The sequence below is a fragment of the Acaryochloris marina S15 genome, assembly GCF_018336915.1.
Taxonomy (GTDB): Bacteria; Cyanobacteriota; Cyanobacteriia; order Thermosynechococcales; family Thermosynechococcaceae; genus Acaryochloris; species Acaryochloris marina_A.
Map to the genome: position 1 here is coordinate 2104387 of NZ_CP064923.1, position 15867 is coordinate 2120253.

Genomic DNA, 15867 nt, shown 5'->3' on the forward strand with positions numbered 1-15867 from the left:
TTGGACACTTGAACGATTCTGTCAAGCTCATAGAACAACGTATGATCAACAAAAGACACAGGTTTTGAGCACGAGGCAATTGCATGGCAGCTACGATCGCATTGATCGCACACGATCGGAAAAAAGATCAAATCGTTGAATTTGCTAAGCAATACCAACCTGTCCTTTGTCGGTATCACATCATTGCCACAGGTACGACTGGGCAACGGATTCAGGATGCTACAGACCTTGATGTAGAGCGAATGCTGTCAGGCCCTATGGGAGGTGATGCCCAAATTGCAACCCAGGTGGCTGAGGGCAAAGTTACCGCCGTTATTTTTCTCATCGATCCGCTCTATGCCCAACCCCATGAACCCGATATTCAGACCCTTCAACGGATTTGTGCCGTTTATGATGTACCCGTTGCCATCAATGTAGGGACAGCAACGGCCATCCTAGAGCAACTGCGCCGTACCCGAGTCGCTCACCTTGTTTTCAATCCAGTGTCTGGGCAAGGCAATGCCGATCACGATCTAACTTTGATAGAAGAACTTCTCAGTCCAGCCATGGAACTCGTGGTGCATTTAACCACTCCAGATACCCATCCCAGCGAACTCGTGGAAGATGCGATTTCAGCTCAAGCCGATTTGATTTTGGCTTCCGGTGGTGATGGCACTATCTCTGCTGTGGCAGGGGCATTAATTGGATCCAATATTCCTCTGGGAGTGATTCCTCGGGGAACAGCCAACGCTTTTGCGGCGGCCCTCAGCATTTCCCAGGGATTTACACCTATTCGAACGGCCTGCAACATTATTGTCCAAGGGAAGACTTGGGTGGTCGATGTGGCGAAGTGTAACGATCAGCCGATGATTTTACTAGCAGGGATTGGATTAGAGGCAGAAGTAATTGAGCGAGCAGACCGAGAGGCCAAAAATCGTTGGGGGGCTTTCGCCTACATTATGGAAGGGATTAAGCAGTTCAATCAGCAGGAGCTTTTTGAAACGGAGATTGAGGTGGAGGGCGTGATCAAAACCTTTAAGGCCGGTGCCGTCACGATCGCCAATGCTGCACCCCCTACTTCAGTGATGGCCCAAGGGGCAGGGGTCGTCGATGCTAGTGATGGACTGCTGGATATTACGATTGGCGCTCCCCAAACAGACTTGGAAGCGGTCGGAGCAATGGTGAATTTAGTGGGTGCCGCCCTTCTGCGCCAACCCACCAATCGAGAAGACATTATCAATCTCCAAACTCGGCGGGTGAAAGTAAAAACCCAACCACCCCAAAAAGTTGTGGTGGATGGGGAGATGATCGGGACAACCCCCATCGAAGTGGAATGCATTCCCCGAGGGTTGATTGTATTTGCCCCGGAGTCAGCAGATCTTCATCAGGAAACTTCGGAACCAGAAGCATAAGTGGGTTAAAGGACATACCGACTAACGATGGAATCCTTTATGGTCATGATGGAACTTACGATCATGACCATGGTGCTTGTCGTGATGCTTCTTATCGAATTTTTTGAATTTTTTGAATTTCTTGAATCCAAAATTAGGGGAGCGACGGAATCGGTTAAAGCGTCGGCGACCGTGATTTCGCCGACGGAATCTGCGGCGACTATGAAAACCACGACGATGATGACCAAATTTGTTGAACTTTAAGGAGACCAATTGAGGCTCTTGCTGGTCAGAAAATAAACCAATCTCGGCGGCTTTCGCTTCGCTGATACCAATCGTGAAAACGGATAAGCTGAGTAATGCAGTGGAGAGTATACGTTTCGGAGTCATCTTCTGTGCCTCTTTTGTCGTTAATATCAATTTAGAGCTGGAACCTGAGAAGAAGCTGATGACTGTCTGAGGTGAGGTGATCAGATTGCTGAAGATTTTCAACCATAATAATATCGCCCTCATTTGCAAGCATTCACCTTCTCTAAGACTCCTAATTCGTTAAGCTGAAGACTCTTTAGTCTCCACTGTCTCGCTAGGTTTTGCATGAAGTTGCGAAATAAATTTTTTCAGCAACGGACTGATCGACATCCGCCACAGATTCATCCGCTGCTTCGTCCCCAATGGCCTTTTGATCCTGGCAAGCTACCTTTCTTTTATGGTTGGGCGATTTTAGCTGCCTGCACAATCGGGATAATCATGAGTATCCCTGGGCAAACCATGGGAGTGAGCGTTTTTACGGACTATTTGATTGAGGCCACGGGGGTATCGCGGCTGCAGCTCAGCAATGCTTATCTGATTGGCACGGTAACCAGCGGATTGTTGTTGCCATTTGGGGGTGTATTTTTAGATCGGTTTGGAACGCGCCTGTCTGTGGTGTTGGCTTCAGTTTGGTTGGGGCTGACGTTGGGGTATATGAGTGTGTGCGATCGCATCGCCGTATCCCTCAGTCAAACCTGGAATTTACCCACCTCTAACTATATTGCCTTTGGTTTGCTGGTACTGGGATTTACCAGTCTGCGATTCAGTGGGCAAGGCATGTTAACCATGTCCAGTCGTAACACCTTAGGTAAATGGTTTGATAAGCGACGGGGTTTAGCCTCGGGGATTGCTGGAGTCTTTATTTCTTTTGGATTTGCCTCAACCCCTTCTATTGTCAATACCTGGATTGAAGCTACAACCTGGCGGTGGACCTGGGTCAGTATGGGCTTAATGGTCGGATTGGGCATGAGTAGTTTAGGCTGGCTTCTCTATCGAGACAATCCTGAGGAATGTGGTCTACAGATGGACGGGAAATTCAACCCCTCAGCCCCCCCACCATCTCAAGCTTCCGTTGACACCCGCAGAGATTTCACTCGCAGCGAAGCACTCCGCACCCCTGCTTTTTGGGCCGTAACATTAGCCTTATCCTGTCAAGCTTTAGCGATCACAGGCATTACTTTTCATATCGTCGACCTTGGAGCGGAAGTGGGCTTAACTAAAGCCGAAGCAGTCGCCCTATTCATCCCGATGGCGTTGGTATCGACGATAATGGGATCTTTGATGGGCTTGGCTGCCGATCGAATTCGGCTGCAATTTCTGTTTATGGGCATGATGACAGCCTTAGGAATTGGCATTGCCAGTATGGCTAATTTAGATATTGTGGCTTTGCGCGGGTTTGCCATTGCTGGATTGGGCAGTAGTGGGGGGTGTTTTGGCACCTTATCTGCCGTGGCATTACCCCGCTTTTTTGGTCGAACCCATTTAGGGGCAATTTCAGGGGTACAGATGATGAGTATTGTATTTGCCAGTGCGATTGGTCCTTCTTGGATGGCACTGTTTAAAAACTTTGCGGGATCCTACCAACTAGGCCTCTATTGCTTTTGTATTTTTCCACCCCTTATTCTATTGCTCAATTGGATGGCACCTAATCCACAGGCACGCAGGTGAGAATCGACTTTGAAAAAGTTTTCAGACCTTTAGCTATTAGTGCTCAATTTCTGGAGGTAGTTTAAATTCCCCGGATGGAGTAGGTAAAAACGGATATGTATTTGGAATAGCAGCTAAGGGAATAGCCCCATAGATATGGGGATACTGCTCTTCTCCTCCCTCACAATTCTCATATCGCAGCTCCATATCCAAAAGCTGAGGGTTGATTTCTAGTAAAACTAGATCTGTGCGATCGCAAAACAAACGGTGGGCCACTTCTAAGACTTGATGCTGATCGGAGCAGTGAATAAACCCCTCAGTCGTAAGGGAAGAGGCGCGATACTCCCTAGCCGTTTGGGCAGCCTGCCAATCAAACTTTTGAGCAATATGGAAAATCATACTTTTGAGTCAGACCTCAGTTCTGAAAGGGGTAACAAGTACACAATAGAGATTAGTTTATCCTGCAACAACCTGAATCTCATTGTGTTGAGAGCTGAACTCCTCAGTGTTCCTATCCTAAAGACCCATATCCACTCTGTTCAAAAGATCTGATTGGTCTTTAGCAAAATGATAGATTTTCTGCAATCAAACTGGATTGACCCGGTTCAGACAACAGTCCATGATAGATATGGCAAATGGTTTCTTGGAGCGGAGATATCTTTAATGAGTGACAGTAATAAAAGCCCATTTAATCAACAACTTACTAAATGGTGGGACTTAGTCTCAGCTAAAGATACATGGGATTCGTTTAAAAAATTCTTTGAATTGGCATGGACCATCATTAAAGAAACAGGTATCCTGGCTTACCTGTTTATTCTTGGGGGACTCGTTTCAATTGGTTGGGTTAAAGATCGCTATACTGACTTGTCTGAAAGCGTAAAGTCTCTACAAAACCAAGCAAATGAAGTAGGAGATGGCAACCTTGTGTCGGAAGCCGGTAAATCTCTGATAGAAGCAACTAAAAAAGGAGCAGATAATGCGCTGCAAACTGCTCGCACGAAGTTAGATATTAAAGTACCGGAAAAAAAAACTAAAGAACCCGTAGCAGCTAAGCCTACTGCGAGCAAACCACCCGCTTCTGCCCCAGCGGCAAGCCCTGCTCCTGCTAGCACCCCGGCCCCTTCACCATCCCCATCTGCTGAAAGTAAGGCTGAAGAAGAAGTCACCCGGCAACCCGATTCTCAAGAGCCCCCAGAGTCTCAAGAATCATGAGGTTTTAGCAAAGCCAAAACCAACCTCAATATTGTGCATAATTCTCTATCAATCTTTCGGACTGATGGAGAATTATTTTTTTGGGCTTCCAAGATGAAGTTGAAATGCCATAAAATCCAACAAAATTTTCTGGTGGGGATAGGCTAGAGGGAATGTGCCTTGGGCTTTTTGGGAGTATCGTTTGCTATCCTGAATTTCTTCAGGCGAGAAAAATCCCCAGTCCCAACCTTCCATGAGTTTCAATTCAGAAAGAGGGACTGTAAGGGGGGCATAGTAAACATGGCGAACGACGCCTGGATCAGGATAGAGATTAAATAGCTTAATGGTGGATGTGCGATAACCCAGTTCTTCCATAAGTTCTCGATGAATAGCATCGTCTGGATGTTCGCCCGGATCGCAATGCCCACCAAAAAAGCCCCAATGCCCTGGATAGGCAATACCTGGAATATCATCCCGAAGCTGCATTAAGTACTGATCTTGCTGATACAGGATTGCGATCGCAACTGAATGCGATTTCTCTTCAGAACTCATGGGTACAGATTGCTCCTGCATAATCCCTGAAATCCTAGCTTAAAGCGGCGAGTAACACAGGCATTAAGCCCTACAAATCTCCAAAACTTCGCCCTTAAGCTTTTGAGTTCGCACCGGAGATACTGATTCTCAACCCTTGAAGGCGAATGAGATACTTTACTATGCCTTGCAACATCTGCTTGTTGAGTAAGCCTAGTCCAAACTCAAGACCTTAGTATCAACACTTTATACGTACCCAAATTGAGCGGAGTGCTATTTGTGAAGTGCAGCACTCCGCTCATTGAATTCTCGCTATCCTATACCCTCTTGCCTATACGCAAGAGAGAAAAAGCAGTGTTATACAGGCACAAGTTGAACAATCAACGCACGTCGATCAAAGATTTGAACCTCACTTACCTTGCTTAAATCCTCGATGACTCTCTGCAATAAGTCGGTGGCTCGGTCACGATGCTGGTGTTCTCGGCCTCTCAAGCGCACTTGAAACTTGACACTGTCTCCCTTTTCAAGCCACTGCAAAGCCCGACTAATGCGGACCCCATAATCAGCTTCGCCCACATTTGGGCGGAGTTTTACTTCTTTCAGAGAAGGTTTAGAGGAAGACTGCTTCTGACGCTTCTTCTGCTCATATCGATACTTGCCAAAATCCATGATCTTGGCGACTGGTGCGTCCTCTCGCTCGGAGACGACCACCAAGTCCAGTTTGGCCTGCTGGGCCAGGGAAAGCGCTTCTTGTGTATCAACAATTCCTTGCTTAGTCCCTGTCTGATCGATCAGTAGGACTTTTTTGGCTAGGATTTTGTTATTGATGGAGGGTTTTTTCAGAATAATGTTGACCTCAAATCTAAAAGATCAGTATAGACACATTGCGATCATAACTGACTCTTACCCCCGTTTGGTTCTATCTACAGGATGACTTAGGGTCGAGTGTCGTTTAATTTTTGCCTACTCCAAGCTAGCGGACGGTTACCTACAGATATTGGGTATTCTAAGTTCCACTTCGAGGGCTTGAGTAACGGGCAATAGACAAGGTGGAGATGGGCATCTTTCTCAGATATATATTGGCTTTTATGGTCGTTGCTGGCATTGCCATTAATTGCACTCTCTATTATTCAGTCAAAATGCTTTGTCAACCAGAACGCCTATTCGAGATAGTTTCAAACATTAACGACAGAAAGTTCAGTAAGGCTTTTCATAAGCTCAATGAATCAGCCAAGTCACTTTCCTTCTCTCATGAAGCCTTTTTCCTCTTTCATGGTGTTATTGGACCACCTTTGCTCTGCACATCATGGATTAATACACAAGAAAAAACGAGGATGTTGGCCTACCTAGGAGGTGGGGTGAAGAGCATAGATTTTGTCACAAAATATAGCGATATTCGCAGCCTGACAACGGCCTCAAGCAATGAGGCAATGTTACTGCCTTATCCGCCGTCCTATTATGTCCAAGCGTTTACGGGAATTGGCGTACATGCTCAATACCACAGACACCAAGAAGCAAGGACGTTAATTGAGACTAAGCTAAAGATTGCACCCATCATGCCTCATCAGGATGTGGTGAGTGGAGCATCAGTGGCAATGAAGAGGCAAGCGAAATATATTATGCGCTTGCCCTATTGGTACTTAAGAGGCGTCTATTGGTATTTAATCCGCAGATACAATAGGGTTAATCGGAAAATAATCTTATAACAGCTTTCCAAGCTCAATAACCGCAAGGAGAAACCGATGGAATCACTGCATTTGCAAATGATAGTCCTGAATGACTTTCACATTCATCGTTTCTAATTGCAGCGATCGCAACGCTGCTGCCGTCGCCCCTGCAATCGTCGTCTTATAGGCTAGGGCAGACCGTCAAATCAAGCGACTATCAGCATGGGTATTGGCAGATGGCGTAAAATATCCACAAAACCTGAGATTTGCGCCCATTAGATTAAGCAGACAGCTAAACTTATCGTCACCAGAAAACGCATCTCAGAGACTTTAAAGACAAGTGAAGAGGGGCAAAAATGAGAGAAAAAAGCTGGTATAGGGTTCTATCGAGGGCAATAAAAAACGATCTTTCTCACAGGCTTCGACGCTGGCAGTTACTGGTATTAGCCGCAGGTTTAACCTTTAGTATGGTGCTGTTGGGGACTAGTGCGATGGCCTTAGGCCGGTCGGTGATCAGCGCACAAATGGATCTTCCTCAAACTAAAGCTGAAACAGGACCAACCAATGCCGCCGTCTATCACTTTAAAGTGGGCGACTTTAAGGCCATGGTGGTGAGTGACGGTACCCTATCCTTTCCACCAAACTTCTTTGTGCCCAAAGCCGACCCCAAGGCAGTGACAGCAGTACTGAAGGAACATTTTCTCGCAACCAAAGATGTTTTAGCCCATATCAATGCCCTATACCTTGAAACCGATGAACATAAAGTTCTGATCGATACAGGCGCAGGGACTGCCTTTGGTCCCACCGCTGGTCATCTGCTGGAAAATCTTGAAGCCGCAGGTATTACTGCCCAAGAAATTGACACGGTTATTTTGACCCATGCCCACCCAGACCATATCGGCGGTATTTTAGATCCTAAGGGCCAGCTGCGCTTACCCAATGCCCAGTTCTATATCTCCCAGGCAGAGTCTGACTTTTGGATGGCGGACACCGTGGAACTGCCCAAATCCCTATTAGACAAGGAAACAAAAGCTGGGACGATTATGGGGGCCAAGAAGAGACTAAGCGCTATTCAAGATCGGACGACCCTATTTGCCATGGGCAGTGAGGTCATTCCCCATATTCAAGCCGTTGATTCTACGGGGCATACTCCCGGACAAGCTTCCTTCCTCATTACTTCCGGTGAAGACAGTCTACTCACCACTGGAGACGTTTTCTTTAGCGATCCTCTTAACTTGGAGAACCCAGACTGGGAAGTGGCCTTTGATGGTGACCCTGAACAAGGTGTAATCGCTCGTCGTCAGTTACTGGAAACGGTTACTGCTCAGCGCCGTCTGCTGTTGGTGCCCCATATGCCCTTCCCAGGGCTGGGTCACGTCAGAACTCAAGGGGATGCCTATGGGTGGGAGCCAGTTGTCTGGCGGTTTGCCGTTTAGCTGATCCATTAAAAATCACTGCATTTGCAGGTGATAGTCCTGAATAGCTTTGACATCCATTGTTTCTGATTGCAGCGATCGCAACGCTGCTGCCGTCGCCTTTGCTCCCGCAATCGTTGTAATCAGTGGAATCTTATAGGCTAGAGCCGACCGTCGAATCAAACGGCCATCGGCATGGGCATCACTGCCGGAGGGCGTATTGAGAATTAGCTGCACCTGACGATTTTTGATCAAATCTAGAACATTGGGGCGGCCTTCATGCAGTTTTAGTACTGGAGTCACCTCAAAGCCTTCTGCCTCTAGAACCTTTTGAGTTCCGGCTGTCGCCACCAATTTGAATCCTAAGTCAATTAAATCCTTGGCAATGGGGATCACCGCTTGCTTATCTCGATCCGTCATGGAGACAAAAACCGATCCCGATTGGGGTAGATCCTGATGGGCCGAGAGCTGAGATTTGGCAAAGGCTTTACCAAAATCAGTATCAATCCCCATTGCCTCACCTGTAGAACGCATTTCGGGGCCTAAAATCGTGTCGGTGCCAGGGAATTTAGCAAAGGGCAATACTGCCTCTTTCACAGAGATATGCTGAGGAATTCGCTCCTTTGTGATCCCTAGTTCCGCTAGTGTTTGGCCTGACATCAACCGAGCTGCAACTTGAGCGATGGGCAAGCCAATTGCTTTAGAGACAAAGGGGACTGTGCGAGAAGCTCTGGGATTGGCTTCCAAGATATAGACCTGCTCCCCCTGGACAGCAAATTGCAGGTTCATTAAGCCAATAACATTAAGCTGTTGTGCAAGCTGCTTACTCCACTGTCGGATCGTCGCTAGGGTTTCTTCTCCTAGGGATAGGGTAGGGATTGCACAGGCAGAATCGCCCGAATGAACACCTGCTTGCTCGATATGCTCCATAATGCCGCCGATCACAACTTCACCAGTACGATCTGCGATCGCATCTACGTCTACTTCAATGGCATCTTCTAAAAACTTGTCCACCAAGATGGGGTGATCTGGTTCTATTTGGACCGCAAAGGTCATATAGCGCTCTAGTTCTTCATCTGAGTAGACAATCTCCATTGCCCGTCCCCCCAGCACATAGCTGGGCCGCACCACCACGGGATATTGGATTCGCTGGGCCACTTCAATGGCTTCCTGGTTGCTGCGGGCAATCCCATTGGGTGGCTGTGTGATGTTGAGGGTATGGAGAATCTGCTCGAATCGCTCCCGATCCTCGGCGATATCAATGGAGTCTGGCGATGTGCCCCAAATCTTGGGACCGTCAGGCTTCTCTTGTAAATAGGTTTGCAGTGGCACCGCCAACTTTAGGGGAGTTTGACCACCAAACTGGATGATAATCCCTTCTGGATTTTCCGCCTCCAAAATATTGAGCACATCTTCTTTAGTCAGGGGTTCAAAATAAAGGCGATCACTGGTGTCATAATCCGTGGATACGGTTTCCGGGTTGGAGTTGACCATGATCGTCTCAAAATCATCCGCCTGCAAAGCATAGGACGCATGGCAACAGCAGTAGTCAAACTCAATACCTTGGCCAATCCGATTCGGCCCCGACCCCAGAATGATTACCTTACGGCGATCGGAGGGCAACACTTCCGATTCCTGCTCATAGGTGGAATAGTAATAGGGGGTCAAAGCTTCAAACTCAGCCGCGCAGGTATCTACCGTTTTATAGGCAGGCACCACCCCTAGCTGTTTCCGATAGGTGCGGACTTCATCTTCGCTGGCTAAGGTGGCGAAGGCAATCTGTGGATCGCTAAATCCTTGCTGCTTAATCTGCCACATCAAGTCTGCTGTCACATCGTACAGATTGGTTTGCTTAAGATAGTTTTCAGTGGTTAGCAGTTCCTGAAAATGCCAAAGGAACCAGGGGTCAATTCCCGTAATCTCATAAATTTCTTCAACGCTGATATCCGCCTGCAAGGCATGGCGAACAGTATAGATACGGTCAGGGTTAGGATTTCGGAGGCTAGCCCGAATCTGCTCTAGACTCGGCAGGTTCTCAGCCTGGTCACATCCCCAGCCAAATCGTCCTGTTTCTAACGACCGTAGAGCCTTCTGAAACGATTCTAGAAAGGTGCGGCCAATGGCCATCGCCTCGCCCACAGATTTCATCTGCGTGGTTAACGTAGGTTCTGAACCGGGAAACTTTTCAAAAGCAAACCGAGGAATTTTAGTGACGACATAGTCGATGCTGGGCTCAAAGCTTGCTGGGGTTTTGCGCGTAATATCATTGGGAATTTCGCTAAGAGCATAGCCAACCGCCAATTTGGCTGCGAACTTAGCAATAGGGAATCCGGTAGCCTTGGACGCGAGGGCGGAAGAACGAGACACCCGAGGATTCATCTCAATGACAACCACATCGCCATCGACAGGATTCACTGCAAACTGAATATTTGATCCACCCGTTTCTACCCCGATTTCGCGGATGATCTTAATAGAAGCATCCCGCAATCGCTGATATTCCTTATCCGTCAGAGTTTGGGCTGGGGCAACGGTAATCGAGTCCCCCGTATGTACGCCCATCGGATCGATATTCTCGATGGAGCAAATAATCACCACATTGTCGGCTAGATCCCGCATGACTTCCAGCTCATACTCTTTCCAGCCAATCAGGGACTTCTCAATCAAAATTTGAGAAACGGGGCTGGCATCGAGACCACTCTGGGAAATCGCTTCAAATTCTTCTTGGTTATAGGCAATGCCACCCCCCGTCCCCCCTAAAGTAAAGGCAGGGCGAATGATTAAAGGATAGGTGCCAATCTCTTGGGCAATTTGCTGGGATTCTGCCATGGTTTCGGCTAAACCCGATGGACAAACACCTAAGCCAATCCGCCCCATGGCTTCTTTAAATAGCTTGCGGTCTTCAGCCATTTCAATGGCCGGGAGTTTGGCTCCAATGAGCTCCACACCATATTTATCTAAAACTCCAGTCTTGGCTAAAGTGACCGCCAAGTTCAAAGCAGTTTGGCCGCCCATCGTTGGCAACAAGGCATCCGGTCGTTCTTTGGCGATCACCTTTTCGACCAATTCGGGGGTTAGGGGTTCAATATAGATCCGCTCCGCTGTTTCTGGATCCGTCATAATCGTGGCTGGATTAGAGTTAATCAACACCACTTCATATCCTTCGTCCCGCAATGCTTTGCAGGCTTGGGTACCGGAATAGTCAAATTCACAGGCTTGCCCAATCACAATTGGCCCAGAACCAATCAGCAGGATTTTGTGCAGATCATCACGGCGAGGCATAAGCTAGGAACTTCTCAGAAATAGGCAGGTCGGGAATTGTGGATGAGTCCGGGGCAATCCTTCTCAGGTGTAGTCAGGGACTTCAATTTCCACTTCTAAGGATTGTGACATTCTCTGGTTTGAACCGCTAGTCAATCTTGATGATTCGGCATCCTGAATGGATTCAAGGCTAGCGATTACACAGGGTTGTTTTGAGTTCGCAGTGAGAAAATCACATTAATTCGGTTAGCAAGCTTAGCCATAGCGGTTTTGAGAGATTTATAACCCTTTAAACGCAATAGCATTGATCACAAGGGTTCTGAGTATGGACTACCCAATCCTGTTCTTTTTCTGAGGTTCAAATCTTTGATGAACCTACAGAATTGGCGCAATAAATTTCTCTTGCCCCATCAGTGTTAGCTTCATCCCCTGGATGACCAGCTATCTTCTCTCTCAGGTTGTCCTTAGATTTTTCCTCTAAGCTAGAGCCATGAATTTGGGCAGAAACATTAGAGACTGAAGGGGGCGGCAGCTTATGAAACGACGTCAGGCATTAAAGCGACTTTTGCAAGCATCCGGTGGTATGGTTGCCACACTCCTGCCAGGATGTGTCAACTCTCAGCACTTACGTCTCTTATTTGCCGTAGAACCCCAGCAATTTGATCAACCCTTACCGGAACATCGGGTTACTCCCGTAGGAGAGTTTTATGTGCAGTCCTACGCGTCACCCCCTGAAGTCAATCTCGATACTTGGCAATTGCAGTTTACGGGACTGGTGGATCAACCCCTGACCCTAAAATTTACCGATATTTTAGCGGCACCCCAAGCAGACTTTTATTTAACGATGGAGTGCATTGGCAATCGCACCGGGGGAAAACAAATCGGCAATGCCCTATGGATGGGGACGCCTTTATTGCCGTTTCTTAAGCAAGTAGGTGTGCAGGACAAGGCGGTTGAGTTTATGCTCCATGGTGCTGATTCCTATGAGACGACTTTGCCCGTTGCCGATTTGATGAGATCGGATGTGCAGCTCGTGCATCGAATGAATGGGGAGCCGCTAACGAGATCCCATGGTTTTCCCCTGCGAATCATCATTCCGGGGCGGTATGGCCAGAAGCAACCGAAATGGCTGACAGAAATCGAGGCCATTGCTACTCCCAAAAAAGGATACTGGGAACGTCAAGGCTGGTCGAATACCGCAAAAATCGCGACCCATGCTATTGCCCAGAAGGTCCAAGGGGAGAAGGTTTGGAATAAAAACTACCATATTGATCTGCCCCGAATGGGAGAGAGCGGATGGCAGGGAGGGGTCACCCTTGCAGGTGTGGCGATTGATCAGGCTCAGCCGATGGAGTGGGTCAGAATTAGTACGGATAATGGGCAGACCTGGATGCAAGCAGATATCAATCAGCCCAGTTCTCCCCATGAATGGACTCTCTGGCAGTATCTTTGGCAGCCGACTCAACCGGGGACCTATAAGCTGCTGGCCCAGGCAAAGTCGCGAACTGAAACGCAAAAAATCATAGATAAAAATGGCAAAGATGGCAGTGCTGGCATCTTAAGAATTTCAGTCAACCTAGAACCTTAAATGGATGAGAAGACTCAGCTAAAAAATATTTTTGGATTGGCAGAGGATTGCAATTTTTGAATAATTTAATTGCAGTTTCTGCATAATGCCGCCATTGAAATCATCAAACCGTAAGAACGGTTACAGAATCCCTCTACTAAGAATTGCTAACTTAAGTAAACATAACGAACAAGCATGCTGATAACAGCAGGTTTGAGCTTGTACCCAATGCGTTTCAAAGCCCAAGATTTAGCAGTGGTGATGGCTGGCCCTAGTAGGCTTTCTACTTGTTTTATTTCACTTCTCGACATCTCCTATGAACAGCAGATCACCTTTACTCTATGCAACCTTAATCGGGTTTTTTGCCGGAATTGGTCATGGTTTTGTATCCCACAATACCGATTTACCCTTGTCCCTAACCGATCAGTTTCTCCAGCCTTTTCAGATTAGCCAAGTTCCAGAAGAGTAAAGCTTTTATAAAGGGTATCGATTTATACGGAATAAACTGAGAAGATACTAAGATTGAATGTTTCAATCTTGGGCTATATAGAAATGTATTCGCATACTCAGTCTTCTAATTCTGATCGCGTCCTTGGTGCATCCCTAGCCGCTTTCTCGATACTGGCAGTTGGCTTTTCAGCCTTCGTTGTAGGTTATTCTTTGACCCGCTCCTCTCTTCAAGGAAATACTGCGAACGCAAACACAGTCGTTCACGAGGGTGTTGTTCCTCATCAAGGCACTCTCTGGCAAGATGTCGGTCAGTAAGACGGATGATATAGCTTAAATAATTTTGATGAGAACTTCATGCTGCACTGTTAATTAGCCAGCATGAAGTTCTTGTGGTGGCGATAGTCGTAGCTTTTTTTGTCTAAAGGCTTGTTACTTATACGGGAGTGGTGTGGCATCTAAGGACAGGTTGCTAGAAAACCACCTGAGCCCCAATCATCAGCACAGCCGCCCAAGAAACCAAGTATGTGGGAGTCCGTAAATAAGGAACCCCGAAGATGTATACGCTGGCGTGCATGACGCGTGCCCAGAAAAAGGTTGCAGCCCAAGCTGTAATCACACCAGGATTGGCTTCAGTTAAGTGGGCTGCGATCACAACTGCGGCAAATGCGGGCAGGGTTTCCACCATATTCAGATGGGTTCGTTTGGCTCGCTGTGCCCAGACTGGAATGTCAGGAGATTCTGCAGGGAATTTGCGGGTGGGATAGTTATTGATAAAAGCCGGTATTCCCCAGACAAAGGTGCGATTGAGAATATAGGGTGTCCACAGTAATACACAGAGCATGCCGCTGGCAGCCAGATAGAAAAGGGCAGTATTCATAGTGTTCTCCTTAGGGTTGATTGAAAGTTCGCAGATGAATGGGAGACAGAATATTTACTCTGTTCCTCGCAAGGGATAGTTGTTGGGAATGATGTAGGCTAGGCCGCTCAATAGCGAATCAAAATCGATGCGGGAAAACGGATGGGTGCCAATATTGGCGAAGTACAATCGACCATCCGGCTGAATGAGAAACACGGCGGGTTCACTAAACAAAGCCGGCTCTTGTTCAAAATGGCCTTGACTCAGATATAAACCCCAGTCCCGCATCTGGTCTGGTGTTAAGCCATAACCGAGAGATAACTGCTGGAGGTTGGCCTGGGTCTTGAGTTGCTGTGTTTTGTCTATGCCATCACCACTCAGGGCAATCACTTGAACGCCAAGTTGGGTAAAGGATGCCAGCTTTTGATCAAGTTCAGTGAGATATTGCTGACAAATGGGGCAATGGAGCCCGCGATAGAAAACCACCATCGTGTAGTGCTCAGGGGTTTGATCTGCCAAGCGCCATGGTCCGTTATCTAAGGTCCGAACAACTAGGGGTGGGGCGGCATGGCCCATGAGGAGTTTGGGTGAGGTGGTTTGAGCAAAAGTAATCATAGGTTTAGTCCGGGATAGAGAGTGCGATCGCAGTTCCGTTTCGCTTTCTCTATCCTGGAGCAGGTTAAACTATAGAGCAAGACTATTTATTGTATAGAAGCTATAGATATTATCTATATATGGATCTCTACCAAGTTCGATACTTTCTGACCATTGCTGAAACGGGTACCTTTTCCCGGGCAGCAGAGCGACTCTATCTTTCTCAGCCGTCCCTATCGGCAGGAATCAAAAAGCTGGAGCAAGAGCTAGGAGTGGCGTTGTTCGAGCGGGGGGGGCGACGGACGGTTTTAACCGCAGCGGGACAGGCGTTTAAGGAGCGGGCCACGGTGATTATGGCTCAGTACCAAGCGGCCCTACATGAGCTCAAAGGCTTTAACGATCGCCCGACTCTCAAGGTGGGGGTGCTGAGTACCTTGCGGGTGAGTGAGCTGGCCGATTTGGTTCATAGTTTTCAGCAACACTATCCCCATGTGACCCTGGAAATGTATGACCATCCCGCCGATGCATTGCAGGACAAACTCCCCCAAGGTGAGGTGGATGTGGCAATTACGGTGTTGGGACCACAGGATGATGCCCAAACCTCAACTCTTTTGTTTACTCAGCCCTTGTTGCTAGCTGTTCCTGCCCGTCATCCCTTGGCACAACGAACTTCGGTGCGGTTAGCTGAACTGGATGGTCAACCCTATATCGATCGGGTGAACTGTGAATTCTTCAAGCAAGAGTGTCAATTGCTAGAAGCCCAAAAAATCAGTCCCCAAATCGTGTACCGGGCCAGCCATGAGGAATGGGTGATTTCCTTGGTCAAAGCTGGACTGGGGATGAGTATGATGCCCTATTGGCGGGGACTGACAGACATTGTTTATCTGCCCGTTGTTGATGTCGATTTTCAACGTCGGGTTGGCATTAAATGGCGGCTCCAGTGTTCTGAGATGGTTGAGCAGTTTTGCCGGTTTGCCACGAGTCATAATTGGGAATCGATGGCGGGGTGAAA

General features: G+C 47.7%; 16 protein-coding genes. 9 read left to right on the forward strand and 7 right to left on the reverse strand.

The features are described from left to right. Positions 1-83: 83 nt before the first annotated feature. A complete protein-coding gene (mgsA, locus tag I1H34_RS10300; protein ID WP_212665534.1) occupies positions 84-1391 on the forward strand; it encodes a methylglyoxal synthase in 1308 nt (435 codons plus the stop codon). Between the two features lie 21 nt (positions 1392-1412). Here the strand turns inward: mgsA and I1H34_RS10305 are convergent, their stop codons facing one another. Beyond that, positions 1413-1760, reverse strand: a complete 348-nt coding sequence (locus I1H34_RS10305) for a hypothetical protein (RefSeq protein ID WP_212665535.1) — start codon at positions 1758-1760, stop codon at positions 1413-1415. 204 nt (positions 1761-1964) lie between these two features. Here I1H34_RS10305 and I1H34_RS10310 point away from each other — a divergent pair, with 204 nt between their 5' ends. Beyond that, positions 1965-3347, forward strand: a complete 1383-nt coding sequence (locus tag I1H34_RS10310) for an MFS transporter (protein ID WP_212665536.1) — start codon at positions 1965-1967, stop codon at positions 3345-3347. A gap of 36 nt (positions 3348-3383) precedes the next feature. Here the strand turns inward: I1H34_RS10310 and I1H34_RS10315 are convergent, their stop codons facing one another. Continuing rightward, positions 3384-3725, reverse strand: coding sequence for a DUF952 domain-containing protein (locus I1H34_RS10315; RefSeq protein ID WP_212665537.1), 342 nt, complete (start codon positions 3723-3725; stop codon positions 3384-3386). Positions 3726-3893: 168 nt separating this feature from the next. Between I1H34_RS10315 and I1H34_RS10320 the strand changes: the two genes are divergently transcribed. Next, complete coding sequence (locus tag I1H34_RS10320; RefSeq protein ID WP_212665538.1) at positions 3894-4538, forward strand: hypothetical protein; 645 nt, start codon at positions 3894-3896, stop codon at positions 4536-4538. A gap of 72 nt (positions 4539-4610) precedes the next feature. On the opposite strand, the gene I1H34_RS10325 is transcribed toward I1H34_RS10320, so the two are convergent. Together I1H34_RS10325 and infC are read right to left on the reverse strand one after the other, a co-directional pair. Continuing rightward, positions 4611-5069 (reverse strand): NUDIX hydrolase, encoded by a 459-nt coding sequence (locus tag I1H34_RS10325; RefSeq protein ID WP_212665539.1) that lies wholly within the window; start codon positions 5067-5069, stop codon positions 4611-4613. Between the two features lie 336 nt (positions 5070-5405). Continuing rightward, entirely contained in the window at positions 5406-5897 is a 492-nt protein-coding gene (infC, locus tag I1H34_RS10330) for a translation initiation factor IF-3 (RefSeq protein WP_212666221.1), read from the reverse strand. Positions 5898-6103: 206 nt separating this feature from the next. Here infC and I1H34_RS10335 point away from each other — a divergent pair, with 206 nt between their 5' ends. Continuing rightward, entirely contained in the window at positions 6104-6754 is a 651-nt protein-coding gene (locus I1H34_RS10335; protein WP_212665540.1) for a hypothetical protein, read from the forward strand. A gap of 317 nt (positions 6755-7071) precedes the next feature. Beyond that, complete coding sequence (locus tag I1H34_RS10340) at positions 7072-8151, forward strand: MBL fold metallo-hydrolase (RefSeq protein ID WP_249369981.1); 1080 nt, start codon at positions 7072-7074, stop codon at positions 8149-8151. Between the two features lie 15 nt (positions 8152-8166). Here the strand turns inward: I1H34_RS10340 and carB are convergent, their stop codons facing one another. Further along, positions 8167-11409 (reverse strand): carbamoyl-phosphate synthase large subunit, encoded by a 3243-nt coding sequence (gene carB, locus I1H34_RS10345; protein ID WP_212665541.1) that lies wholly within the window; start codon positions 11407-11409, stop codon positions 8167-8169. A 514-nt stretch (positions 11410-11923) separates the two neighbouring features. Here carB and I1H34_RS10350 point away from each other — a divergent pair. From I1H34_RS10350 to I1H34_RS10360, 3 genes are all read left to right on the forward strand, one after another. Beyond that, on the forward strand, positions 11924-12976 hold the full coding sequence (locus tag I1H34_RS10350) for a molybdopterin-dependent oxidoreductase (protein ID WP_212665542.1): 1053 nt from the start codon (positions 11924-11926) through the stop codon (positions 12974-12976). Between the two features lie 295 nt (positions 12977-13271). Further along, positions 13272-13424, forward strand: coding sequence for a hypothetical protein (locus I1H34_RS10355; protein ID WP_212665543.1), 153 nt, complete (start codon positions 13272-13274; stop codon positions 13422-13424). A gap of 83 nt (positions 13425-13507) precedes the next feature. Beyond that, entirely contained in the window at positions 13508-13720 is a 213-nt protein-coding gene (locus I1H34_RS10360; protein WP_235108198.1) for a hypothetical protein, read from the forward strand. A gap of 154 nt (positions 13721-13874) precedes the next feature. Here I1H34_RS10360 and I1H34_RS10365 read toward each other — a convergent pair whose 3' ends face one another. Both I1H34_RS10365 and I1H34_RS10370 read right to left on the reverse strand, forming a co-directional pair. Next, positions 13875-14282, reverse strand: a complete 408-nt coding sequence (locus I1H34_RS10365; RefSeq protein WP_212665544.1) for an MAPEG family protein — start codon at positions 14280-14282, stop codon at positions 13875-13877. A 54-nt stretch (positions 14283-14336) separates the two neighbouring features. Further along, positions 14337-14876 (reverse strand): peroxiredoxin-like family protein, encoded by a 540-nt coding sequence (locus tag I1H34_RS10370; protein WP_212665545.1) that lies wholly within the window; start codon positions 14874-14876, stop codon positions 14337-14339. Positions 14877-14995: 119 nt separating this feature from the next. Between I1H34_RS10370 and I1H34_RS10375 the strand changes: the two genes are divergently transcribed. Next, on the forward strand, positions 14996-15865 hold the full coding sequence (locus I1H34_RS10375; protein WP_212665546.1) for a LysR family transcriptional regulator: 870 nt from the start codon (positions 14996-14998) through the stop codon (positions 15863-15865). Positions 15866-15867 lie beyond the last annotated feature (2 nt).